Origin of the sequence: Flavobacterium sp. KACC 22763 (assembly GCF_028736155.1) — a bacterium.
Classification (GTDB): Bacteria; Bacteroidota; Bacteroidia; order Flavobacteriales; family Flavobacteriaceae; genus Flavobacterium.
In genome coordinates this window covers 4,877,871-4,903,565 of record NZ_CP117879.1, presented here as the reverse complement: position 1 = coordinate 4,903,565, position 25,695 = coordinate 4,877,871, and the positions used below count along the sequence as shown (strand labels likewise).

Here is a 25,695-nt window from a genome sequence, read left to right as displayed (position 1 = left end):
GCCTTTTTTAAACCCGATAACGCGGATTTGTAATCCATGCCCGCAGCAATGGGACACGACAAAATATTAAATATAAAAGCGTTTGGGTTAATATACTTATTTTTGAAACGCTCAACTGTTGCGCTTACTCAACTTTGTCGGCACAGATTGCAAATCTGCGCTAACGGAGCTTTTAGGTGCTTGCGTAAGATTCATTTATTTAAATTTAATAATTGCCTTTAAAAAAGATGATGATTTTATTGTTTTTTCTGAAATGAGGCCTCCCAAGGAAAGTACGAATAAAAAGAATGCAAATAGCGAGAGAAACCACATGATAGGGGTAATTTTATAGGAGGATTTGTCTTTTTACTGATAGTCCTTAACTCATAAAAAAAGGATTCAAATTGAATCCTTTTTTTATTTATTTCCATTTCAACGTTTCCATCAAACGCTGCATATCGTTTTTGACATAACTCGCGGCAGGCATAATCGAATCAAAGTTTGGTTTTGCGTAAAAGTACATCGAACCAATTAAAAAGTGTTTGGTACTGTCGGTAACGTAAAACTGAGAATTTGTCGCTGCATTTCCATCTACTTGATAAAACATTCCGTAAACCTTTTTCTGTGGATTTAAGTACGGCTGTTCCAGAATATCATCGGCTTTAATAACGTGCTCGTAAGTCAGTTTTTGAGCGTCGCGTAGTAATTTATCAATATTGCCATTTACTGGCTTGTACGTCAAATAAATGGTCGCTTTCATCTTTGGATACGTGATGGCAAAACCGCATTCTTTTTCTCCTTTGATAATCGCATCCTCGTTCATTTGAAAAGTGAACGGGCAGGTGTTTTCAAAATTCACATATTTTGCTTCTGGATAATCTAATCGCAGGAAACTCGCTGGTTTAGGCAGAACATCATTTTTACAGCTTATAACCGTTAGCGCAAGCAAAATTGCTGTTATTGAAAGTATTTTATTAAGCATTTTTATTTATCGTTACTTTTATTTGTTTTACACGCTTTTTGTCTACTGTTTCTACGGTGAAAACACAGTTTTCAAAAGGCACTTTTTGATCTTTTTTCGGGAAATTACCTAAAATTTCCAGAATAAATCCAGCCAATGTTTCAGCTTCTCCTTTGTGAGCCTCAAAAACATCTTCGTCAACGTCTACAATTCTGTAGAAATCTTTCAGGTTTATCTTCCCTTCAAAAAGAAAATTATTTTCATCTATTTGAGAGAAGTTCAGATTCTCATCATCAAACTCATCACTAATATCACCCACAATTTCCTCGATAACATCTTCTAAAGAAACCAATCCAGAAGTTCCGCCATATTCATCAACTACGATTGCAAGATGGCTTTTTAAACTCTGAAAATCCTTCAATAGATTATCCAGTTTTTTATTCTCTGGAACAAAGAACGCCTCTCTAATCAAAGAAGTCCAATCAAATTCTTCTTTATCAATATGAGGCAGTAAATCTTTTACGAAAAGCACGCCCTCAATCTGATCGATATTATCTCGATAAACTGGTATTCTTGAAAATCCTGTTTCAATTATCTTAGGATAAATTTCTGCGAATGTCTCTGATATTTCCAATGCAAAAATATCAATTCTCGGGCTCATTACCTGCTTTGTATCGGTATTTCCAAAAGAAACAATTCCTTCAAGGATTTTCTGTTCTTCTGTTGAAGTCCCTTCCGAATCTGTAAGTTCCAATGCCTGAGAAAGTTGATTGACAGAAAAATTACTTTTTTGCTTTCCTAATTTGTTTTGAAAATATATGGTAACGGCACGCATTGGCAAACTAATCGGAGTAAGCACTTTATCTAAAAATGCCAGCGGATAAGCGACACGTTTAGCAAAGCGAATGCTATTTCTGCTTGCATAAACCTTAGGAAGCACTTCGCCAAATAATAAAATCAAGAAAGTAACCAGAATTACTTCGAGCGTAAATTTAAAAGCTGGCGAACCTACATTAGCAAAAATATTCTGTCCTATATAAGCAAATAGGATTACTACGCCTATGTTAAAGAAGTTATTAGCAACCAATAAAGTTGCGAGAAGCTTTTTAGGCTTTTCTAATAAATTTGAAATAATTTTTCCTTTTGCAGGATTATCGTTTAAAGAATTGTCGATATCTTGCTGTGATAAAGAAAAAAGCGCAACTTCAGCACCAGAAACGATTGCTGAAAGGAATAACAAAATAAAAATTCCGACGAAACCAATAATTAAATTAGCGTCAAGATTGGTAGAAAAAAGTAAACTGGGCTCTGGGTCCAAATTGCATAAAATTAGTTAAACATCACTTAGAAGGGCAGATCATTAATAGGAAGCCCTTCAGGAGCATCAAAGTTAGTGTTTTTTGCCGACTCTGTATCCTGGTTTTGTTTTGTATAGGCAGTTTCTTTTTTGGTAGTCAGAAAAGTAAACTCTGTAACCTGAATTTCGGTTGTATATTTTGTAGTTCCATCTTCTGTCTGCCACTGACGAGATTTTATTCTTCCCTCGACATAAATTTTGTCTCCTTTAGAAAGATATTTTTCGCAAATCTCTGCGGCTTTATTACGCACAACCAAATTATGCCATTCTGTAGAGGTAATCTTTTCATTGGTCGTTTTATTGATATACACCTCATTGGTAGCCAATTGAAAACGTCCGATGCAATTTCCTCCATCAAAATAATGCATCTTTACATCATCGCCTAAATGGCCAATAAGCATCACTTTATTTAATGTTCCGTTCATAGTTTTTGGTAGTATTTCTCCCAAAGATACATTTTTTTAGCAATTTATTTCTTGCTTTTCTATAAAATTATATATCACAATAGGAAAAGGAAAAGTTTTTATTTTTTGTGAATCTATTCCGTTTTCAATTTTCTCCTGTACTTTAATTTTCCAGAATTGAATGTGCAGATGCTGATGTGAAAGCTTATGCACAATAGTCGATTCGCTGCAATCTTCTATACTTATAATAGTATATTCTGAAAAAATTTCTTCTTTTGCTTTTTTAGAAACTTCATTAAAACCAACAATTGATTCTGTTTCCAGCAACGGAAACTCGTATAAATTATGCCAGATTCCTTTTTGAGTTCTTTTCTGAATTAATGTATTTCCTAAAACATCTTCTAAAATCAAATAATTGAAATAACGATTGGTTACTTTAAGCTTTTTAGATTTAACAGGGAGCATATTTACTTTTCCTTTTTGTAATGCAGCGCAGCTTTCGTTAAAAACACAAACTGAACAATCGGGACTTTTAGGCACACACTGTAATGCTCCAAACTCCATTATGGCTTGATTAAAGATAGCAGGATTATCTTTTGGCATTAATTCTTGCGCCAAAGCTGTAAATTCTTTTTTAGTTGCAGGAAGCGCAATATCCGATTCAATATCAAAATAACGAGACAATACCCGAAACACATTTCCGTCTACCACAGGAACCGATTCATTATAAGAAAAGGAAGCAATTGCCGCCGCTGTGTACTCTCCTACTCCTTTAAGTTTTAGAAGATCTTTATAAGAATCTGGAAAAACTCCATTTAAATCATTACTTATATATTGAGCCGTTTTATGAAGATTTCGCGCACGAGAATAATATCCTAAGCCTTGCCAAAGTTTCAAAACCTTCTCTTCGGGAGCATCTGCTAAATGTTTTACAGTAGGAAATTCCTTGGTAAATGAGAAAAAGTAAGGCATTCCTTGCACAACTCTGGTCTGCTGAAGCATAATTTCTGAGAGCCAAATTTGGTACGGATCGACCGTTTTTCGCCACGGTAAATCACGTTTATTCTGTAAATACCATTTTATCAATATGTTATGAAAATCCATTGCAAAATACTTAGATTGCAAAAGTAAATGTTTATGTAATTAAAATTTAACGAATTAGCTTGATTAATTATTTTTTTAATTCCTATATTTGCAAACTCAAAAAAATAGTACACCATTTATAAAATAAAATAGGAAAGAAAATGACGAAAGCAGATATCGTAGCGAAGATTTCAGAGAAACTAGGTCTTGAAAAAGGAGACGTTCAAGCAACAGTAGAAACTTTTATGGAAGAAGTTAAGACTTCTTTAGAAACTGGAGACAATGTATACCTTAGAGGTTTTGGTAGTTTTATCGTTAAAACTAGAGCTGAAAAAACTGGAAGAAACATTTCTAAAAACACTACTATTAAAATTCCAGCACACAACATTCCTGCGTTTAAACCTGCGAAAGTTTTTGTAGAAGGGGTTAAAACAAACAACGAAGCAAAATAATATTAATTAACATAAAATCTGACACAATATGCCAAGTGGTAAAAAAAGAAAGAGACATAAGGTAGCGACTCACAAACGTAAGAAAAGAGCGAGAGCTAACCGCCACAAAAAGAAAAAGTAGTTTTAAACTACTTTTTTCTTTTTAAACGTTCATTGAAATTGAAAATTAGTATTCAGTCATCAGTTTTTAGCCTTCAGTCTACTGATTACTCAGAACTGCAAACTGCCAGCTAGTTTTCACCGGGTTAATACCTGTTAAAAATATTGTTTAATCCATCCTTACAATTCAGTTATGAGTTATGAGTGTTGAGTTATGAGTTGTAAAACTTGAAACTTGAAACTTAAAACCTGAAACTAAAAGTCTGGATAAAAATTTACAGTGTGAATAAAGAATTAATCATTAGATCTAGTTCTGATGCAGTAGATTTTGCCTTATTAAAAGATGGAAAACTAATTGAATTACACAAAGAAGAAGAAAAAAGCAACTTTCAGGTTGGTGATATTTTTATTGCCAAAATCAGAAAACCAGTTGCTGGACTAAATGCTGCTTTTGTGAATGTAGGTTTCGAAAAAGATGCCTTTTTACATTATCACGATTTGGGTCCAAATCTAGCTTCTCAGCTGAAATTCATAAAACTTGTAAGCGCAGGTAAATTAAAAGATTTCTCCCTAAAAACCTTTCAGTTTGAAAAAGAGATTGACAAAGATGGCATCATTACTGATATTTTAAGTGCCAATCAATCTGTCTTAGTTCAAGTAGTTAAAGAACCTATATCTACCAAAGGCCCAAGAATAAGTGCTGAGCTTTCTCTTGCCGGAAGATTTATCGTTCTAGTTCCTTTTTCTGATCGTGTTTCTATTTCTCAAAAAATAGAAGACAAAAAAGAAAAGGATCGTCTAAAAAAACTTGTTCTATCGATCAAACCTAAAGGATTTGGTGTTATTGTTCGTACAGTAGCAGAAGGCAAAAACGTAGCCGAATTAGAAAAAGATTTGCAGAACCTGCTTGGCAGATGGTCTGCAATGTGTAAAAAATTACCAACTGCTCATCATCCATCAAAAGTATTAGGAGAGCTTAACAGAGCTTCTTCGATATTAAGAGATGTATTTAATGATACCTTTAGTGGTATTCAAATAGATGATGAAGAGTTGTACCATCAAACGAAGGAATATCTGCAAGAAATTGCACCTTCAAAACAATCGATTGTTAAGTTTTATCAATCAAATGACACTCCGATTTTTGAGAAATACAATATAGAGAGACAAATCAAAACTTCATTTGGCCGAACTGTTTCCATGAGTAAAGGTGCTTATCTTATCATAGAACACACTGAAGCTCTTCACGTTATAGACGTAAACAGCGGAAACCGTTCTAATAAAGCGACCAACCAAGAAGACACAGCCATGGAAGTAAATATGATTGCCGCAGCAGAAATTGCCAGACAGCTTCGTCTGCGTGATATGGGCGGAATAATTGTAGTTGATTTTATCGATATGTCTAATCCAGAAAACAGGAAAGTTTTGTTCGACTTCTTGCGAGAAGAAATGAGCGACGATAAAGCAAAACATAAAATATTACCGCCAAGTAAATTTGGCTTAGTCCAGATTACAAGACAGCGAGTAAGACCAGAAGTGAATATCAAAACCAGAGAGGAAGATCCTAACAAACATAATGGTGAAATTGAAGCTCCAATTTTAATCATTGATAAGATCACCGCTGATTTAGAAAGACTTTTAAAAACCCACAACAAGGTTGTGCTTAATACACACCCGTTTGTGGCTGCATACCTCAGCAAAGGTTTTCCATCATTACGTTCAAAATGGTTTTTTGAACATAAGAAATGGGTGAAAATCATACCTCGTGACGCTTACACGTACTTAGAATACCATTTCTACGATAAAAAGGGAAATGTTATTACAGAATAAAAACATCAAACCGCCTTTCGAAAGATTGGCGGTTTTTTTGTGCTTTTTTACAACACATTTTATGTCTTATAATAGCATATAAAAAACTTCTATCAGCCATCTAATTGCCTACCACACATTATGTTTGCCATATTTTAATCGATTTATATGACAGCTGCCACACGTCTTTTTTCGTTAACCAAAACAAAAAACATTCATTACTTGGTTATTCTTTTTTTATTTTCATTCAAACTATTGGCTCAAAATGACACTATTTTTTTTAATCCAGAATGGAAAACTACTGTAAAAGATTCTGCTATTTATTACCGATTAAAACCTACAAAAATAAAAACCAAAAAAGCTATTGGGCGAAAAATACAATATGTAGATTCACTTTATGTTATTAAAGATTACTACGTAAAAAATAATACTTTACAATTCGAAGGCTACACAAAAGATGTTGAGGGAAACAATAATGTCGGAAAAGCAAAATGGTTTAAAGAAGATGGTACTGTTCTTTATTCAAGAGATTTCAACAAACCTGCCCCAGGAACATTTAGAGTACCCAGAGCGCCAATTACTTATTTAAATTATAGCATTGCTGACAAAAGCCTTCTAACTGCAGGTTATGAATTTTGTTTGGACTGCAAAACCAACAATAAACTTTTTTTAGGCATTGGATACGGTGTTACAAATAGCTACAACGGACAATACTATGGTTTACCTGACCTGCATTTATCACGCAATGTCTCAATATTATTTGCAAAAATAGGAACAACCCACAAAAATGGTTATATAATGGGAGGATTATCCCTAATGAATTTCATAGATTTAGGGCTTGGATATTCCTTACCGTATAACCCAGATAAAGCTCCTGCATTTGAAGGATTTACGATGAGTCTTAATTTAAGATTTACAAAAAATCGAAAAGCTTACAGCCAATTTATGGGCTACTAAATAACTTAAACAAATGAAAACCTACATCACTATAATCTTCCTAATGTTACTTGCTCCATTGTCTGCTCAAAATGACACAATCTTTTTTGACAAAAACTGGAAAATAAGCAGTAAGGAAGCTGCTATTTATTACCGAATTAAACCTCTAAAAGTAAAAACAAAAGATGCTGTAGGTTATAAAATAAAAAACATCGACTCTCTTTTTACAATTAAAGATTACTATTTAAATAGTAATAAAATACAATTTCAAGGCTATTCTAAAGATTACAATGGTGATTATTTAGTTGGGAAAGCAAAATGGCATAATGAAAACGACGACACAATTGAAACGAGAGAATTTAACTATAGAGAATACAATACTTCATCAAAATTTAGAATCCCAGACTGGCCTATACTTTATTTAAATTATTCAATTGCCAACAAAAGTCTTTTAACTGCAGGTATGGAATTTTGTTTAGATTGCTATAGTGACAACAAACTCTTCATAGGTGCCGGGTACGGAATTACAAACAGTTACAGTGACAAATATTATGGACTTCCAGATCTTCATTTGGCCTACAATTCAAAAACTGGCTGGTTTTGTAAAGCTGGCGCATCAAATAAACATGCTTATACATTAGTCGGCTTATCATGGTTAAATGCGATAGACTTCGGACTTGGTTATTCACAACCTTTTAGTTATGAAAAGGCTCCAGTAATTAAGGGGCTTTTATTTGGTTTAAATATTAGGTTAACAAAAAATAAAGATGCGATTCTTCCAATGAAATTCATGTAATTTTTAAACGTTATTATTCTCTAACAATTTCAATTCTACGTCTTATTTCATTACCAGAAGCATCTACAACTGTTATGTAATGTATTCCCGTTGTGGGAGTAATTGGCAGTTCATGAAAGGTTTTTGTGGTCGCTTTATAAACATCATCTACATACCAAAATAACTCTTTATCTCTTTCAGAATACGCTACTTTCAAAATTACGGGCTGCACATTGCTATTAAAATCCTTTGTCAAATAGATTTTACTATTGGCTTTTGGGTAAATAAAATCCATTGTTGTGGTTTGCGTTCCCTCGCAACCTTCTTTGAATGGAGGCAATGGTAAATACTCAATATGCTGACTTTTGTAATACCAAGCCATAACAGGAGGCAGTACAAACCAGTTTTTAGTAACAATATTATCGATATTTTCACAACTACTGTTTACCTGAAACTGCTCTGTTTTATCTAAATGAATCGTTCTATGATATGGACAGACCTTAGTCGATTTTCCTTTTTTAGTAACCCATTGCTTAATTTTCGGGCAATTGTCTTTTGCCAAATAACCGCTTAAACGGCAAACCTCAACTTCAGCCAAATCGCTATAAGGCGTATCAAACCATCTTTGTCTTGGCAGCAAATTAAAAACATCAAATAAAATTGGCGCGGCACTGGTTACTCCTGTCAAAGTTGGCCTTCCTTCTCCAGTTGCATTTCCAACCCAAATTCCTACTACATATCTTGAGTTTGTTCCAATTGCCCACGCATCTCGATTTCCGAAACTTGTTCCCGTTTTCCAAGCAATTTTAAGCGAACTGTCATAAAATTTCCAAGCTTCATCTCCTTCGGGCCTATTTACCTCTTCCATTGCGTTATACGTCAACCAAATTGATCCTGCGCCTAGAATATTCTTTTGATCAGTTTCAGAGCCAAAATCGGGCTTAAAATCGTTTTTATAATTGAGCTCTGTAAACTCGTTGGTTCTATATTGCCCTTTATTTTTAGTGTAATAATTGACCGTAGATGAAAGATTCGCGTACGTTCGGCATAAATCCCACAAATTACTTTCTGCTCCTCCTAAAATAAGCGATAAACCGTAATGATCGGGTGTTTTATTAATGTTCTTTAATTTAAACTTCTGTAATTCTTCATAAAATTTGTTTACAGTAAACTCCTGAAGCATTAAAACCGCTGGAATATTCAGCGAACGTGACAAAGCGCGATGTGCGGGAACAGCTCCGTCAAATGTCAAATTAAAATTTTGAGGTGTATATCCAGAAATTTGCGTTGGAATATCGGCCACTAAAGTATTCGGCAATAACTCACCGTCATCTAACATCGCTCCATACAAAAGAGGTTTTAAAATACTTCCTGTACTTCTTGGCGCATCAATAATATCAACATCTTTTTGATGATCCACATCTGCTGGAGAGTTTCCAACATAACTCATTACGTTTCTGCTCTGAACATCAATTACCAAAATGGCCAAATTATGCACTTCATTCTGTTTATACTGATTGTAATAATATCGTGCAATTTGATTCACACGATTTTGCAACGCATAATCAATTGTTGTCTTTACTCTTGTTCCTTCTTCATTTTTTGCCACTCTCTGCAGTAAATGAGGCGCAATTTGAGGCAGATCGTATGGTTTTTGAGGTAGAGGTTCTTCTATTGAAAGTTCATACGTCTGCTTATCGATTATGCCTTCTTGATGCAGTTTTAATAAAAGTCGGTTTCGTTTGTTGAGTAATTTTATTTGATTTTTTCCTGGATAAATTAAACTTGGCGCATTGGGCAAAACGGCCAAAACCGCATTTTCAGCCCATGATAATTGATTGGACTGAACGCCAAAATAACGCCATGAAGCCATTTCCAACCCCACAACATTTCCTCCAAAAGGCGCGTGTGCTGCATACATTTCAAGAATTTCATTTTTAGAATAGCCTAACTCTAATCTTGTAGCGAGAATTATTTCTATTAATTTTTCAAAGTAAGTTCTATTTTTTCCTTTTCGGGAAAGTCTGATTACTTGTTGCGTCAATGTACTTCCCCCTCTGACTACTTTTCCTGCTTTTCTATTTTGTTTAAAAGCATTTATCATTGCACCGGGATTGAAACCAGGATGTTTATAAAAATACTCATCTTCAAAATACACAATACATTTCTTGAATTTGTCGGGAACACTATCTTGCGCAGGAAAACGCCATTGTCCGTCTCTGGCAATTTTAGCCCCTAGAAGTTCTCCTTCTTTACTTTCTATTACGGTTGAATATGGTTCTTTGAATAAAGTTCGAGGTATCGAAAAATAGTAAATCAGCAAGAGCATAAATGCAATTGCTGATTTTATTTTGTTTCTTTTTATCCAATTTAGAATGCGTTGGAGAAACGCTTTTAGTTTATTTTTCAATATTATTTTTTTTCGCTACGAATTCACTAATTTAAATTATAACAAATTAATTCGTGAATTCGTGGCTAACAATTTTATTTCACCACCTCAACCCAGAATCCTTTTGTTCTTGCCAAGAAAGTATTATCATACATCGCTTCGCATTGTAATCCAGGCAAATAATAGTTTCCTAAGTATGATGCGTTTAACAGAATTCTAAAGACTTTGGTTTCTCTGGCTTTCATACCAAAATAGAAATTAGTTCTGTCATCGCGAATATCAATATAATCAGCGATGTTGTTTACCGCATCTCCATAATCTGTAAAACGAGTATTTACAATTTCGAATCCTGAAGGCAGAATTTGCGATAATGCAACATTTTGAACGCTTTCTCCTCTTTGGTTTTTAATTGTAACCTCAGCAACAAATTCAGTTCCCTGATTGATTCTTGACACATTGATTACACTTCCTTTTCTATTTTTGAAAACAATAGAAGCTGTAACATCACTTTGAACCGCATTTTCTTGTCCTATTGGCAATATTCCAGTGTTCAATACACGAACATAAACCGTATTGGCTTTATTATTTTTAAGCGTAATACTGTTTGTCCCCGAAGCAACAGACAAACTACGATCTGCAACCGATTTACCTGTGTTTATGGTCTCTCCTTTTCCGTTTTTACTAAACTGAATATTAATTCCTTTTGGACCATTGCTTACTGCAAATTTCGACATTGCGTATAGACAGTAAGCAGTTGTCTGTGTACTCATCCATTGATTTGCTGACATTTCTTTAGCTAATTTAGAAGCTGTTACAAATGCTTTTTGTTTTTGGTCTAATAAAAGCATCGTTTCCAAAGCCATTGCTCTGTTTCTTTCGCTTGAACCATAATAGTAATAGCTATATCCGTCTGAACTTCCATCAATGCTTGTTCTCAAGAATAAACTTTGTCCAGCCGATTTTTGTCCAGCTAAAACATAAGCGGCTGCCAGACGAAGCATACTTTCGTTTGAAATACCTTTTGTTTCACGCAATCTGTTCATTGATGATAAATCGGCATTTCCTGCCAGAGCCAAAGTGTACAAACGATACGCTTGAGCTAAATCATTTCCGTATTTAGGTTCAAAACGCCATTGTTTCGCTTCTTTCTGCTGATATGATAACCATTTTGATTTGAAATTAATCGGTAACACATAACCTTTTTTCTCTGCTTCAATCAAGAAATGTCCTGCATAAGAAGTTCCCCAATCGTCTGCAATCGCATTTCCTTGCCAGTAAGGCAATCCGCCGTTTGATAACTGGAAATTACCCAATCTGGCAATTCCAGCAGCAACGTTTTTCTGAATCAGATCTTTACGTTTCGCATCAATATCTGCCACGTCTCCTAAGTACAATTGAGGGAAAACTGATGACGTAGTCTGCTCTACACATCCATGTGGATACTGAATCAAAAATTGCAATCTTCCATTCAAATTCATTGATGGCATTGACGAAACTTCTAATCTTGCTTTATTACTTCCAGCAATTCCAAATGTTTTCCATGAAATTGTTTTAGTGCTATTTGGAGATAAAACAACATCTGTAAATGTACTTGTAACTGGATTCGGATTTGTCATGTCGATTTCAACATCATAAACCGATTTCTCGCTTCCAGATGTTGCAATTACCTGAACTTTCGCAATTCCAGTCGCAGAACCTACAACCAAATTAAAATAAGCCATTTTCTCATCCGGCTGTGCAAAACTTAATTTTTGAACCGCACTTCCCATAACTTTCAATCCGTTACTCGTTTTAACCTGAATTGAAACATTTTTGATTTTATTTTCAGTTGCGAAAACCGTCACAGGCAATGTCACTTTTTCTGATGGCGAAATTTTTCTTGGTAACGAAGCCAATACCATCAGCGGACTCTTAACCTGTGTTGCTTTCTCAACACTTCCGTAAGCGCTTGTTTTTGCATCTCCCGCAACCACCATTGTTCTAACTGAACCAATGTATTTAGGGAGTTTTAATTCATGCGATTTTGTTTCTCCTTTTCCTAATTTAAATGGTCCGTAATACAATACAACAGGTTTAAAACGGTTGGCTTTTTTAGCTTTTCCGCCTCCTAAATCCTGGTCACCACCAATACTGAAAATCTGGTTTATTTTTCCGCCATAAGCACCAATTACATCATCATAAATATCCCAAGTTTTTACACCTAAAGCTTCCCGAACATAGAAACTATCCCATGCATTTGGCGTTTTAAAACGAGTTAAATCCAAAAGTCCTTCATCGACAACTGCAATTGTATAAGTCATTTCTTTACCTGATTTCTCACCCACTTTTACTGTAAACGGCTGTTCTGGTCTTAAAACATCTGGCATATTAAGAGTTGGTGCCAAAATGGTATTTTTATCTACCACTTCAATCGGTACAATTCCATACATACGAATTGGCGAATCATTTTTGGTTGAAGCATGAGGTTGCAATAACGTGATATTGAAATATACGTTTGGAGCCATTGCTCCTGTAATCGGAACTTCAACTTTTGTTTCTCCGTTTTTAGTTTCAGCCCAAATAGTCTGCACAACTCGCGATCCGTTTTCGATAGAAATTAAAGCACGCCCACCTTCACTTGAAGGGAAAGAAATTTGTGCTTTTTCTCCAACTGCGTAATTCTTTTTATCGGTAGAAAAAACTAACATATTGGCCGTTGAAGCATCTCTGTTTCGTGTTTTTCCAGACCAGATTGGCCAGTCTATATTTACAGTTAAAGAAGCCGCATGTCCGCTTTCACCATCTTCAACACGAATTAAGTAGCGTCCCCATTCTTCGTCTGTCAAAGCAAATTGGAAACTTCCTTTTCCGCTTGAGTCAGTATTGATTACAAATGTTTTGTATGAAGTCGTTGCATTCGATGAGTTGTAATTTGATAAATTATCGCTCGAAGAATCCCACCACCATCTCCAGTCTACTTTGTAAACTCTTACTTCGAGATTACGAACTGATTTTGGTCTTCCGTTTTCATCAACCGTTACCACATCAAAACGATTGTTTGCTCTCGTTTCAAGCATGCTGTATTTGTTTAGCTCAGGCGTTTTAAGTCCAACATACGTTTTATACGGAGAATAAGTTGTTGACATTACATCTGTACTAAAATCTCCTCCTTCTTCATACACTTTTGTAATGAATGATGCACGCAACATTCCAGGTGCTTGACCTTGCAATCTTGGCTGAATATTTACTGAAGCCTTTCCGCTTTCATTCAATTTCCCAGAGAAAACATTGATTTCTTCTGTACTAAACTGACGCGCTAAATCATCAAAAGTATATTTTTCATAACCTTTAAAAGTGGTTGCCTGCTGAGAGAATTTCGCCTGCATTTCTACATTCAAATTCTTAGCAATTGCACCGTGAAGCCATGTTACCTCAAGATTGTCTGTATTTGGATACGAAGCCGAAAGTGTTTTTCTGCTAAATGTATTTTTGATTTTTAAACGATTCGGCTTGATGGTTTCAATCTTAATACTCTTATAGAATTTAGCGCCACCAACACTTACCATGGCTTCCCAATTTCCTGTAGGCGCATCTTGGTTTGTTGGTACTATAAAAGCATAATGATTTAAATCATTTGTTTTTTGAACGGTTTGATAAACTGTTTTGCCATTCGGATCATTTAATCTGAATTTAATTGGATGTGATTTCGGAAGTTTATTTGCCGCATCATTCAAAATAAATGACAGATACAAATTATCTCCCGGACGCCAAACACCTCTTTCTCCATAAATAAATCCTTTTAAACCTTTTTGCAAAGTCTCTCCGGCAACATCAAAATTACTTACAGACAATGAAAGTCCGTCATCTAATTTCACATAAGTTGATTGATCTCCTAAAGTTACAATTGCGAAATAAGCGAATTTATCCAATTGGAAAGAAGCAATTCCTTCGCTGCTAGTTGCTTCTGTTGCTATTTTTTGCTGTTGAAAGTTGTATAAATCAACTCTTGCGTTTGAAACTGGCTCAGTTGTAACAATATTATTTACAGCAAATAAATACGATTTATTTTCACCTCTTTTAGCAATAACTCCTAAATCTGATGCTAAAATATTAGTAGCAATTCTAGCATTGTAGAAATAAGAACCTGTACAAGGATCCTGACTTTCTCTCCAGTCGTAATCATCATAATAGTAATAATCGTCGTAAGAGTTTCCGCTGTAGTTTACATCATTTTCATCAACTTCTTCTTCCTCGGCTTCATCGTCATTCCCTTCTGATGTTTCGCATTTATAAAGCGAATATTTCTTTTTATAAACAAATTCAACTCTGTAAATCGCTCCTGGTTCTGGTTTAATGATTTTAGATAAATCTAAAGCATACGTATTCCATTTCGAAAGATTTACGAGTGTGCTTTCCCTTAAATTCAGCGTTGTTTTGGCAATTGGCTGTGCTACTTTTTTGAGATTCTGTCCGCCATTTAATTCGTTATATTGAAGAAATTGCAGAATATTATTCTTGTAGATTTTATAAACCTTTACGTCAACTGCACTTAGATTTACAGCCTCAAAATTCAATTTTAAATTGTTTGAACTTGGCAGAATTGTTCCGTTTTTAATAAAACGAACATTTGGTTTTATCTGGTCGAAAGAGATTTTTTCGCTGTAATTGTTTTCTAATTTTTTACCATATTGACTTTCTATTCCCTGAAAAACTTCCAATAATAATTCACCCGTTACAACCTGTTCCGGTTCTTCGCCTGGCACATATTCAACGGCTTCTTCCACAACTGCTGCAGCCGAATCTACTGCAACTGCTGCAGAATCAACCACAACAGCAGCTGAATCTACCGCTACTGCAACAGTCTCTTCTGCAACAACCGTTACTGGTTCTGCTTTTTTAGGAGCATTTTGATTGGTAAAATATACTTTTAGTAAATTTCCTTGGGTCGAAAACTTCAGATTATTAGTGTTTTGAATTGAAACCAATCCAGCAAAATCCTGCCCTTTTTCTAAAGGTTCTGAGAAATTAATTAAAACCTGCTGATTGTTTCCGTCTGGAACTTCAACTTTTATAACTTTAAATTCATTAATGCTTGTAATCGGGAAATCGATTTGTCCTTTCTGATCAATATCAAAATCATTTCCATCATAAATAATTTCTAGATTTGAAGCTTCTGATTGACGTTGAATGCTGTCAATTATAAAATGAAATTCCTTTCCTGAAGATACATTTTTATCAAACTTAATCTTAAGATCGTTTCCATTATGTTTGGCTTGAACCAGCTTAATTGCGGTTTCCAAATCAATATTATCTGCTGTTTTTAAAGTACAATTTAAATATTGATACTCTTTACTATACGACTGAATATCGCCAGTATTGATGGTAAAATCCTGTTTAACCGTTTTAACTGTAAAATTGAATTTAGAAAGTTCTTTTTCTTTCTCTTTTGGAATTGCAGTCAGTTTATCTAAGTTTAAAGTAACTTGATATTCTGTACCCATTTTGAGCTTTTTCTCTGGAATAAAAGCTAAAGTATTTGTTGAAAGCGCTATGACTTTTCCGTGAACACTTGGCGAAATATCAAACAAATCGTCATCTAATTCCTGATTAGGTTTCCAATCATTTTTATCGAAAGCCAAAACTACACGAATATCCGAATCCGAAGAGACAATACCGCCTGTAAAACTGGTAATGTAATCTTTGAATAATGAAAAATCTGAATTGAAATCGGCAGCTGATTTTCTGCCACAAGATTGAAAAATAAAAAACACAAAAAATACGAGAAACAGTCCTTTTGCTTTCACTTTTAACTAGAGTTATTGGTTAATAAACTAGTATAAAAGTAAAATATTTTCGGGATCTTTAAGAGGAAAATTCTCTAATAATGATTATTTAACTTTTGTTGAAGATTATAAACTATCCTACAAGGTATCTAAAGCTTATTTACGTCTTTCCAGAAAAAAACGTTTCATTAAATCTGCTGCTTCATTAGCCATTACTCCAGAAACAACAGTCGTTTTCGGGTGCAATTTTGTTCCCATATTAATAAATCCGCGCTGTTCATCTCGTGCGCCAAAAACAATTTTCGAAATCTGACTCCAATACAAAGCACCTGCGCACATTTGGCAAGGTTCAAGAGTTACATAAAGCGTACAGTCTTTTAAATATTTTCCGCCCAGAAAGTTTGCTGCTGCAGTAATAGACTGCATTTCGGCATGAGCTGTTACATCATTTAATAATTCTGTCAAATTATGACTTCGTGCAATAACTTTATCAGCTACAACTACAACAGCTCCAACAGGAATTTCACCTTTTAAATAGGCTTCTTCTGCTTCCTGCAAAGCTTTCTTCATAAAATATTCGTCAGTAAAAGGATTTTCCATATCTGCAAAAGTAAAACTTTACCCATTATTTTTACTACATTTAAATTTTGAAATTGGAATATGGAAAGAAATCATAAAATAACAATACCAGAACCATGTCATGAAGACTGGGACAAAATGACGCCAGCTGAAAATGGACGTTTTTGTCTGAGCTGTTCTAAAACGGTTATTGATTTTACTTCTATGCCTCCAAAAGAAATTCAGCATTATTTCATTCAAAACCAAAATCAAAAAATTTGCGGAAGGTTTAAACAATCACAGTTAGATCGCATTACGATTCAAATTCCTAATCGCGTTTTATATTCGCAGACAAACTACCATAAAATATTTCTTCTCGCTTTGTTTATTGCAATGGGAACCACTTTGTTTAGCTGTGCAGATAAAGAAGGCAACAAGAAAAAAATTGATCAAATTGAAATTGTTGACAATCCAACACAAAATCAAGATGAAGATGTTTCCTCCTGCTATGGGCATCAGATTGAATCTAAAAAAGAAAAAACAAAAATACCAAGAGAAAGAGTCACAATGGGAATGGTAGTTCCTTCTAAACCTATTGAATATTATCGTTTTAAGTATAGCATTATATATAATTCAGTTGATTTAGATATTTTACCCGCTCCAAAAGACGGAATGAAAAAATTCTATTCTTATTTTGCAAAAAAATATACTGCTTCAAAAAAAGGAGAAATGTCGGTTTTATTTGTAGTAGAAAAAGATGGTACTTTGACTAATTTCAAAGTAACTAAAAACACTTCATCAGAAAATGAAGCAGAAGTCATTAAAGTTTTAGAATCTGGCCCCAAATGGATTCCTGGAAAAATAAACGATCGAATTGTACGATCAACTTTCATTTTGCCAATTACACTTAAATAATGAAAATAAAACATAAAATAACTGCCAATATAAATCGCAAATCATTTTTGCCCATACTGTTTGCGGTTATAACTGTACTTTTTTTCGGTTGCCAAAACAAAGAAGATAAACAACAGGAAGTTAAGAATATTGGAACTGTAAAAGACACTTTGACAGCAAAACCAGATGTTTTGGATACAACTGCAATTAACACTAAAAAATTAAATCAAACACCAGATTTATCAAAAGCAGAGCAAACTGAATTAAAACAAACGACACCAATAGCAACTAAAGAAGTTGATGAAAACAAATCTTCAAAATCTGACAAAGTAAAAAAAGATGATTCTGCCTCAACTCTAAAACCTATTTCAAATACAAATGCAGAATTTCCGGGCGGAATAGAACAATTTCATAACTTTTTTATGAAAGAATATAAAAAGCCAGAAGATGTAAGTTATTGGAAACTTAATTTCACTCTTGCATTTGCTGTCGAAAAAAACGGAAGTGTTTCATTTCTTGAATGTTCACCAGCCGTTGAAGAACCACTACAAAAAGAAATCATAAGAGTTTTAAGTTTATGTCCGAAATGGCAGCCTGGAGAATCGAATGGGAAAAAAGTTAGAATGCAATATTCTGTGCCTATTTTATTGAAATAAGACTCTGGGGAAAATTAAATTTAAAACCGTAAATTTGCTTTTTACCTTACGATGAAAAGCGATTTACTTTCCAACATATACAATCCTGCCGATTTGCGTCTTTTAAAAGAAGAACAGCTTGCTCAAGTTGCTCAAGAACTTCGTCAGTTTATTATTGATATTGTTTCTGTAAAAGAAGGGCATTTGGGAGCTAGTTTAGGCGTTGTAGAGCTTACAATAGCTTTGCATTATGTTTTTAATACTCCTGATGATTTATTGGTTTGGGATGTTGGACATCAAGCTTACGGACATAAAATACTGACCGAAAGAAGAGAAATTTTTCATACTAATAGACAAATTGGAGGAGTTTCTGGTTTTCCAAAAAGAAGCGAAAATGTTTACGATACTTTCGGTGTTGGACATTCTTCTACTTCGATTTCTGCAGCACTCGGAATGGCAATTGCTTCTAAATTAAAAGGCGATTTCGAAAAAGAACATATTGCAGTAATTGGCGACGCTTCTATCGCAAGCGGAATGGCGTTTGAAGGTTTAAATCACGCTGGAGTTACTGATGCTAATATTTTGGTTATTCTAAACGATAATGCGATCGGAATTGATCCAAGTGTTGGCGCTTTGAAAAAATATCTTACTTCGGTTAAAAACGGTAAAAATCCACGACAGAATAACATCATTAAATCTTTGAATTTTGATTATTCAGGGCCAATAGACGGTCATGATCTTCCTAAATTAATCAAAGAATTAAATCGTCTTAAAAAGATAAAAGGACCTAAATTCCTTCATATTGTAACTACAAAAGGAAAAGGTTTACAGCAGGCTGAAGAAAATCAGGTGAAATATCATGCTCCTGGAAAATTTGATGCTTCGACTGGAGAAATTCATTTAAAACAAGAAGAAAATCTTCCTCCAAAATATCAAGATGTTTTTGGCTTGACTATTTTAGATTTAGCCAAAAAGAATGAAAAAATAATCGGAATCACACCCGCAATGCCTTCTGGAAGTTCATTAAAATTTATGATGGACGAATTCCCAGAACGTGCTTTTGATGTTGGAATTGCCGAACAGCACGCCGTAACGCTCGCAGCAGGAATGGCAACTCAAGGCATGATTGTGTATTGCAATATTTACTCTACATTTTTACAGCGTGCCTACGATCAGGTAATTCATGATGTGGCGCTGCAAAATTTGCCTGTAATTTTTTGTCTAGACCGTGCAGGCCTAGTTGGCGAAGATGGCGCAACGCATCATGGTGTTTTTGACATCGCGTATCTGCGTTCGATTCCAAATATGGTAATCTATGCTCCGTTGAACGAAATTGAACTTCAAAACATTTTATATACAGTTCAATTAGGAATTGATCATCCTATTGCAATTCGATATCCACGAGGTCGCGGAGTCCTGCCAAATTGGGAAGTAGAAAATTTCGGACATTACGAAAAAATAAATTGGAACGAGGCAAAATGCTTGAAAGATGGTACGAAAGTTGCTGTGCTATCGGCCGGAACAATTGGAAATAATGTTATAGAAGCTCTAAAAGAATCTACCAATTCTAACGAAATCGCCCACTATAACTTTAGTTTTATTAAACCATTAGACATCAATACTTTAAAAATTATTTTTTCAACTTTCGAACGTATTATTACCATCGAAGAAGGGGTTAAAAATGGTGGTTTTGGAAGTGCAATTTTAGAGTTTGCAGCATCAAATAATTTCAAAAATTCTATTGAAATTTTAGGTGTTCCAGATGAATTTATCGAGCATGGAACGGTAAATCAACTGCAACAATTGTGTAAAATTGACGTTAAAAGTTTAATAAATCTTTTTTCTAATGGTTCAAAATAATTATTTTGCGACACCAAAAAAAAATTACCTAAATGAAATTATTGCGTTCTACCCTTTTGCTATTATTGCTTTTGTGTACTTCTAATAACTTTGCCCAGATTATACAAACCACTTTAAGTCCAAATCAAGCACCTAAACCGCCGTCCAACTGGAGCAGAAAAAATCAGGTTGGTTTTGACATTTCCGAAATTGCTTTTGTAAACTGGAGCGCGGGGGGAACAAGTTCTATTTCAGGTTTATTTAAAGGTGAATTTGGAAGAACTTACACAAAAAAAAATCATAAATGGGTAAACGAGCTTATTGTAAAATATGGTTTAAATAAACAAGACGGAATCGAGTTAAGAAAAACAGATGACGCCTTTCAGTTCAACTCTACTTATGGTTTCAGAAAAGATACTGCTTCAGATTGGTATTACTCTTCTAAATTAAATTTCAACACACAATTTACAGATGGTTATAATTACCCAAACCGTGATGTTGCCATTTCTAAACCTTTCGCACCAGCTTATATCTTTCTGGGAGCCGGAGCCGAGAATTCAAACAAAGAAAAAAATAGAGTATTTTACTTCTCTCCTATTACATTAAAAACCACTTTAGTACTTGATCAATATCTTGCAGACCAAGGTTCTTTCGGGGTTAAGAAAGCGGTTTATGCACCAGATCCGCTAGATCCTACTCAGCAAATATTGATTGAAAATGGACAAAAGGTAAAAGCCGAATTTGGTATACTTTTTACAGCTTATATGAAAAACGAAATCTATAAAAACGTTTTTTACGAAAACAGGTTAAGCTTATATACCGACTATTTGAACAAATTCGGAAATGTCGATATTGATTATGACACTCGTCTTGATCTTGTTGTTAATGCTTATGTAAAAGCAAATATAGGAGTCCACTTAATTTATGACGACGATATTAAAACGAAAAAAGACGTTGTTGATCCAACTACAGGAGCAACAACTCAAGTAAATGACGGACCTAGAATGCAGTTAAGACAAGTTCTGGGAGTTGGTTTGGTTTACGCTTTCAAATAAATAAAACAAGAATAATAAAAAATGCCTCTTTCAGAATTCATGAAAGAGGCATTTTTTATTGCAAACGAAACGATTTAACGCTTTTTCTGTCCTTGAATTGTTTCGTACAATTCTAGAGCATTTCCATCTGTAAGAAGCGAAACGTAGTGGCAGATATGCAATAAACGTTCGTATAGATTCGTTTTCTCCAAATGATGTTTCTCTGGCAGCATTTTCAAAATCAATTTATCGTAATTTGAAGCCGTTCCTTCAAACTTATTATTGAATGCAGTAATGAATTTATCCAATAATGTTTGAATGATTTGATAACCCACAATTTCTTTCTCAATCACTTCTCGGCTTTGGTAGATTTTATCAACGCTTAGTTTGATAATATCATTCATCTGTGCTTTGTATTTGCTTTTGTCTGTCAATGCATACGGAAAGTTTCCAGCAAGAATCGCTTCTTCATTTTCAACAAAAACATTTACCGCATCATTAATTAAAGTACCAATTGCCAAAGCTCTTAAATAGCTAATACGATCTTCTTTTGTAGTTAACGATTTGTATTTAGAAACCCCGATATTGTCTTTTACCAGATTAATCAAATATTCTAAAGCAAAATCTTCAGAAACCAAACCTAAATTAATTCCGTCTTCAAAGTCGATAATGGTATAGCAAATATCATCTGCTGCTTCGACTAAATAAGCCAATGGATGTCTTTCGAAACCAATATCTTCTCCCGATTTATTGGCAATCATTCCCATATCTTTGGCCACTTCTTCAAAGAACAATTTATCGGACTGAAAGAATCCGTATTTTTTATCGGAAATATTATTTGTTGGCTTTTTCGGAAGGCTTTCTTTTGGATATTTCATGAAAGCTCCTAAAGTTGCATACGAAATACGAAGTCCGCCTTCAATTCCTGGGCGGCTTGCCGTTAAAACTGAAAACCCGTTGGCATTTCCTTCAAAATCAATCAAATCCTGCCATTGTTTATCAGTAAGCTGATTTCTGTATTTCTGACCGTTTCCTATAGAAAAATATTCGCCAATTGCTTTTTCACCAGAATGTCCAAAAGGCGGATTCCCAATATCGTGCGCCAATGAAGCCGCAGCAACAATAGCTCCGAAATCGTTCATATGGTAACCGTGAACTTCTTTTAAATAAGGATATTTTTCAATAATTTTTTTTCCAACCAAACGTCCAAGCGAACGTCCCACAACAGAAACTTCCAAACTGTGGGTTAATCTCGTATGAACGAAATCTGTCTTAGAAAGCGGAATAACTTGTGTTTTATCTTGTAAGCTTCTAAAAGCGGAAGAAAATATTATTCTGTCATAATCTACTTCAAACCCTAAACGAGTATCATCTTGTTCTACACGTAATCTTTTGCTTGTATCTCCCTGACGTTTTAATGATAAAAGTTGTTCCCAGTTCATTGTTGTATTTTAGATTTCAGATTGTAGATTTATTATCTAATCGTCAAAAATACGTTTTATTTAGGATTTCATTCAACAAATATATTTTTAAAAAACAAACTCAAGCATTAAGACTTGAACAGAAGTATTTACTTAAGTATTACATTTTTGAAGTATTTCTTAAAAATTGCCAAGGCTTTTTCTTTGCTTTCCTCGGTTGGCGGCAGAGTGTCTTTTAACAGATAAGGCATTTTCAATAGTTCCCATTTTTGTGATCCCAGCTGATGAAACGGTATAATTTCTACTCGTTCAACTGTTTTATAATTGGTAAAATATTGTCCCCATTGTTCCAAATATTGCGACTGGTCTGTCCACCCAGGAACCAAAACATAGCGTAGCCACATTGGTTTTCCGGTAGATTCTCTGTAAGCCGCAACTTCTAATGTATTCTTATTGGTCAAACCAGTCAACTGATGATGCATATCGTCATTAATGTGCTTTACATCCAGCAATAAAATATCGGTAACATCAAAAAGTTCATGGGCTTCAGCATTATTAAGCCTTCCATTGGTATCCAGACAAGTCGTAATTCCTTCTTCGTGCAGACGTTTAAAAAAGTGAAGTAATTTGGTTCGCTGCAATAATGGTTCGCCACCTGAAACTGTCACGCCTCCCGTTGCTCCGAAATAACTTTTTTGACGAACTGCTCTTTTTACCAACTCTTCTATTTCGACCAGAGAACCTCCTTTTACATCCAACGTATCTGGATTCTGGCAGTATACACACCTAAACTGGCATCCTTGCACAAATACTACCATCCTTATTCCAGGTCCATCATGAGTACCAAAAGTCTCAAGAGAATGTATTCTTAAATGGCTCGGATCGTCTATGTTTAATTTAACAGCTTCAATATCTTGCAATGGAAAATACATCATATTCCTGAATAAAATTTGAATAAATAAAGGCTGGCTAACGTAAGCCAGCCTTTATTGACCTTAAAAATTTAAAATTACATAGCTTCATGGAAGGTACGAGCAATAACTTCGAGCTGATGTGCTCTTGATAATCTTACAAAGTTTACAGCATATCCTGAAACTCTAATTGTAAGCTGAGGGTGATTTTCTGGATGATCGTATGCATCTTGCAACATTTCGCGATTCAGTACATTTACATTTAAGTGATATGCCATCTGTGCAAAATATCCATCTAATACATTAACTAAATTGGTAACCTGTTCTTCTCTATTATCTCCTAACGATTTTGGAATCATTGAGAATGTGTTCGAAATTCCGTCTTGAGCATCTTTATATTCTAGTTTTGCAACAGAGTTTAAAGAAGCGATTGCTCCGCTATTATCACGTCCATGCATTGGATTTGCACCTGGGGCAAAAGATTCGCCATCTTTACGTCCGTCTGGAGTTGCTCCAGTATTAGTTCCGTACATTACATTTGAAGTAATCGTTAATAAAGAAAGTGTTGGAGTAGCATTTTTATATGCTGTATGTTTTCTAAGCTCTGTAACAAAGAAAGAAGTCACTTCTTTAGCAATTGTATCTACTCTGTCATCATCATTTCCAAATTTAGGATAATCACCTTCAATAATAAAATCTACTGTAAGTCCATTTTCATCTCTTACGGGTTTTACTTTTGCATATTTTATTGCTGATAATGAATCTGCAATAATAGAAATTCCGGCAGCGCCATAAGCTATATCAACATGCGGATCTGAATCTATTAGCGCCATTTGGGCTCTTTCATAATAATACTTATCATGCATATAGTGAATAATATACATTGATTTGGCGTAAACTCTAGCCAGTTCTTTCATAGCATTTTTAAATGCATTGTATACAACATCATAATCTAATATTTCGTCATTAATAAACGGAATATCTTTCATGATTAATGCTCCTCCTTTTTCTTCTCTTCCGCCGTTCAAAGCAATCAGTAATGCTTTAGGCAGATTAGCGCGTGCTCCAAAATGCTGAATCGATTTACCAATTTCCTGATGAGAAACACAGCAGGCAATTCCGTAATCGTCAGAACCTCGGTTTGTTCTCATTAAATCATCATTTTCGTATTGAATTGATGATGTATCTATTGAAACTTCGGCACAGAAATTTTTAAACCCTTCAGGAAGATCTTCTGACCACAATACTGTTAAGTTAGGTTCTGGAGAAGCTCCCAGATTATATAATGTCTGAAGAAATCTGAATGATGTTTTGGTAACTTTTGTTCTTCCGTCATTAAACATTCCGCCTATACATTCTGTCACCCAAGTTGGATCACCTCCAAAAATTTCATCATACGCTCCTGGTCTTAAATGGCGAACCATTCGCAGTTTCATTACAAATTGATCTACCAGTTCCTGTGCTTCATCTTCTGTAATCAATTCTAACTCTAAATCTCTTTGTATATAAATATCTAGGAAAGAAGATACGTTGCCTAGTGACATTGCTGCTCCATCCTGCTCCTTAACCGCAGCCAGATAGGCAAAATAAACCCATTGTACTGCTTCTTTTGCATTTTGCGCTGGTTGTGAAATATCAAAACCGTAATCTTCTGCCATGATAAGCATATCTTTTAAGGCGCTTATTTGAGCTGAAATTTCTTCACGAAGGCGAACTTTATGTTCTCTCATTTCCCCGTCAGCCTTAGCATAATCTTCTTTTTTAAACGCAATAAGCTGATTTACACCATATAAAGCCATACGACGGAAATCGCCAATTATTCGGCCGCGAGCATAATTATCCGGCAAACCTGTTAAAATATGTTTAGAACGATAATCTCTAATTTCTTTATCGTACGCATCAAAAACTTTTTCGTTATGATTTTTAGCATAATTAAAAATATCCAGCACGCGGTCTGATACTTTTAATCCTCTTTCTTTAACAGCAGATTCTACAAGTTTTATCCCTCCAAAAGGTTTCATTGCACGTTTTAATAATTGATCGGTTTGTAAGCCTACAATTACTTCATCTTCTTCATTAATATAACCTGGTTTAAATGCATTTATGCTTGAAATAGTTTCTACATCTATTGCCAAACATCCGCTATTAGCTCTTTCTTGTAATAATGCCTTTTTACAGATATTCCATAAATTGGATGTTTTTGATGATGGTCCACATAAAAAAGATGAATCTCCATTATACGGAGTAATATTTCTTACTACAAAATCCTGAACATTTACTGATGTTTCCCATTTGCCTGGCACAAATTCAATTTTTTCGACACTTGCTTTCATAACTCAATTGATATTTAAAGATTTATCATATCAAAATTCGATATTCCAAAAATCAAAAAACATGATA

The 25,695-nt window shown here is 34.6% G+C and carries 18 protein-coding genes; 8 read left to right on the top strand and 10 right to left on the bottom strand.

Features of this window, described 5'->3' with window-relative positions; all coding sequences use genetic code 11:
* Window positions 1-400: 400 nt before the first annotated feature.
* The 4 genes from gldD to mutY are packed head-to-tail and all read right to left on the bottom strand — an operon-like array spanning window position 401 to window position 3,805.
* Window positions 401-961, bottom strand: coding sequence for a gliding motility lipoprotein GldD (gldD, locus tag PQ463_RS20630; RefSeq protein ID WP_066032864.1), 561 nt, complete (start codon window positions 959-961; stop codon window positions 401-403).
* Window positions 954-2,258, bottom strand: a complete 1,305-nt coding sequence (locus PQ463_RS20625) for a gliding motility-associated protein GldE (RefSeq protein WP_274255277.1) — start codon at window positions 2,256-2,258, stop codon at window positions 954-956. The genes gldD and PQ463_RS20625 overlap by 8 nt, the downstream gene beginning before the upstream one ends.
* Before the next feature lie 26 nt (window positions 2,259-2,284).
* A complete protein-coding gene (locus PQ463_RS20620) occupies window positions 2,285-2,722 on the bottom strand; it encodes a single-stranded DNA-binding protein (RefSeq protein WP_095928033.1) in 438 nt (145 codons plus the stop codon).
* A gap of 36 nt (window positions 2,723-2,758) precedes the next feature.
* Window positions 2,759-3,805 (bottom strand): A/G-specific adenine glycosylase, encoded by a 1,047-nt coding sequence (mutY, locus tag PQ463_RS20615; protein ID WP_274255276.1) that lies wholly within the window; start codon window positions 3,803-3,805, stop codon window positions 2,759-2,761.
* A 140-nt stretch (window positions 3,806-3,945) separates the two neighbouring features.
* Here mutY and PQ463_RS20610 point away from each other — a divergent pair, with 140 nt between their 5' ends.
* The 4 genes from PQ463_RS20610 to PQ463_RS20595 all read left to right on the top strand — a co-directional run bounded on the left by PQ463_RS20610 (window position 3,946) and on the right by PQ463_RS20595 (window position 7,873).
* Window positions 3,946-4,236 (top strand): HU family DNA-binding protein, encoded by a 291-nt coding sequence (locus tag PQ463_RS20610; protein WP_007805026.1) that lies wholly within the window; start codon window positions 3,946-3,948, stop codon window positions 4,234-4,236.
* 381 nt (window positions 4,237-4,617) lie between these two features.
* Complete coding sequence (locus PQ463_RS20605) at window positions 4,618-6,162, top strand: Rne/Rng family ribonuclease (RefSeq protein ID WP_066032867.1); 1,545 nt, start codon at window positions 4,618-4,620, stop codon at window positions 6,160-6,162.
* Window positions 6,163-6,309: 147 nt separating this feature from the next.
* Window positions 6,310-7,098 carry a hypothetical protein gene (locus tag PQ463_RS20600; protein WP_274255275.1) on the top strand — a complete coding sequence of 263 codons (789 nt, stop codon included), beginning with the start codon at window positions 6,310-6,312 and terminating at the stop codon, window positions 7,096-7,098.
* 13 nt (window positions 7,099-7,111) lie between these two features.
* Entirely contained in the window at window positions 7,112-7,873 is a 762-nt protein-coding gene (locus PQ463_RS20595) for a hypothetical protein (RefSeq protein WP_274255274.1), read from the top strand.
* A gap of 13 nt (window positions 7,874-7,886) precedes the next feature.
* Here PQ463_RS20595 and pbpC read toward each other — a convergent pair whose 3' ends face one another.
* The 3 genes from pbpC to PQ463_RS20580 all read right to left on the bottom strand — a co-directional run bounded on the left by pbpC (window position 7,887) and on the right by PQ463_RS20580 (window position 16,603).
* The gene (gene pbpC / locus PQ463_RS20590; RefSeq protein ID WP_274255273.1) at window positions 7,887-10,262 is read right to left on the bottom strand and encodes a penicillin-binding protein 1C; all 2,376 of its coding nucleotides are present in this window, start codon (window positions 10,260-10,262) and stop codon (window positions 7,887-7,889) included.
* A gap of 74 nt (window positions 10,263-10,336) precedes the next feature.
* Window positions 10,337-16,024 (bottom strand): alpha-2-macroglobulin family protein, encoded by a 5,688-nt coding sequence (locus PQ463_RS20585; protein WP_274255272.1) that lies wholly within the window; start codon window positions 16,022-16,024, stop codon window positions 10,337-10,339.
* A 135-nt stretch (window positions 16,025-16,159) separates the two neighbouring features.
* Window positions 16,160-16,603 carry a nucleoside deaminase gene (locus PQ463_RS20580; RefSeq protein ID WP_111379385.1) on the bottom strand — a complete coding sequence of 148 codons (444 nt, stop codon included), beginning with the start codon at window positions 16,601-16,603 and terminating at the stop codon, window positions 16,160-16,162.
* Window positions 16,604-16,663: 60 nt separating this feature from the next.
* Here PQ463_RS20580 and PQ463_RS20575 point away from each other — a divergent pair, with 60 nt between their 5' ends.
* The 4 genes from PQ463_RS20575 to PQ463_RS20560 are packed head-to-tail and all read left to right on the top strand — an operon-like array spanning window position 16,664 to window position 20,984.
* A complete protein-coding gene (locus tag PQ463_RS20575) occupies window positions 16,664-17,476 on the top strand; it encodes an energy transducer TonB (protein ID WP_274255271.1) in 813 nt (270 codons plus the stop codon).
* Window positions 17,476-18,111, top strand: coding sequence for a hypothetical protein (locus PQ463_RS20570; protein ID WP_274255270.1), 636 nt, complete (start codon window positions 17,476-17,478; stop codon window positions 18,109-18,111). The genes PQ463_RS20575 and PQ463_RS20570 overlap by 1 nt, the downstream gene beginning before the upstream one ends.
* A 51-nt stretch (window positions 18,112-18,162) precedes the next feature.
* A complete protein-coding gene (locus tag PQ463_RS20565) occupies window positions 18,163-19,950 on the top strand; it encodes a 1-deoxy-D-xylulose-5-phosphate synthase (RefSeq protein WP_274255269.1) in 1,788 nt (595 codons plus the stop codon).
* 32 nt (window positions 19,951-19,982) lie between these two features.
* On the top strand, window positions 19,983-20,984 hold the full coding sequence (locus PQ463_RS20560; protein ID WP_111426123.1) for a DUF3078 domain-containing protein: 1,002 nt from the start codon (window positions 19,983-19,985) through the stop codon (window positions 20,982-20,984).
* Between the two features lie 74 nt (window positions 20,985-21,058).
* On the opposite strand, the gene PQ463_RS20555 is transcribed toward PQ463_RS20560, so the two are convergent.
* The 3 genes from PQ463_RS20555 to pflB all read right to left on the bottom strand — a co-directional run bounded on the left by PQ463_RS20555 (window position 21,059) and on the right by pflB (window position 25,628).
* On the bottom strand, window positions 21,059-22,405 hold the full coding sequence (locus PQ463_RS20555; RefSeq protein WP_274255268.1) for a deoxyguanosinetriphosphate triphosphohydrolase: 1,347 nt from the start codon (window positions 22,403-22,405) through the stop codon (window positions 21,059-21,061).
* Between the two features lie 128 nt (window positions 22,406-22,533).
* On the bottom strand, window positions 22,534-23,319 hold the full coding sequence (gene pflA, locus PQ463_RS20550; protein ID WP_274255267.1) for a pyruvate formate-lyase-activating protein: 786 nt from the start codon (window positions 23,317-23,319) through the stop codon (window positions 22,534-22,536).
* Between the two features lie 74 nt (window positions 23,320-23,393).
* A complete protein-coding gene (gene pflB / locus PQ463_RS20545; protein WP_274255266.1) occupies window positions 23,394-25,628 on the bottom strand; it encodes a formate C-acetyltransferase in 2,235 nt (744 codons plus the stop codon).
* Window positions 25,629-25,695 lie beyond the last annotated feature (67 nt).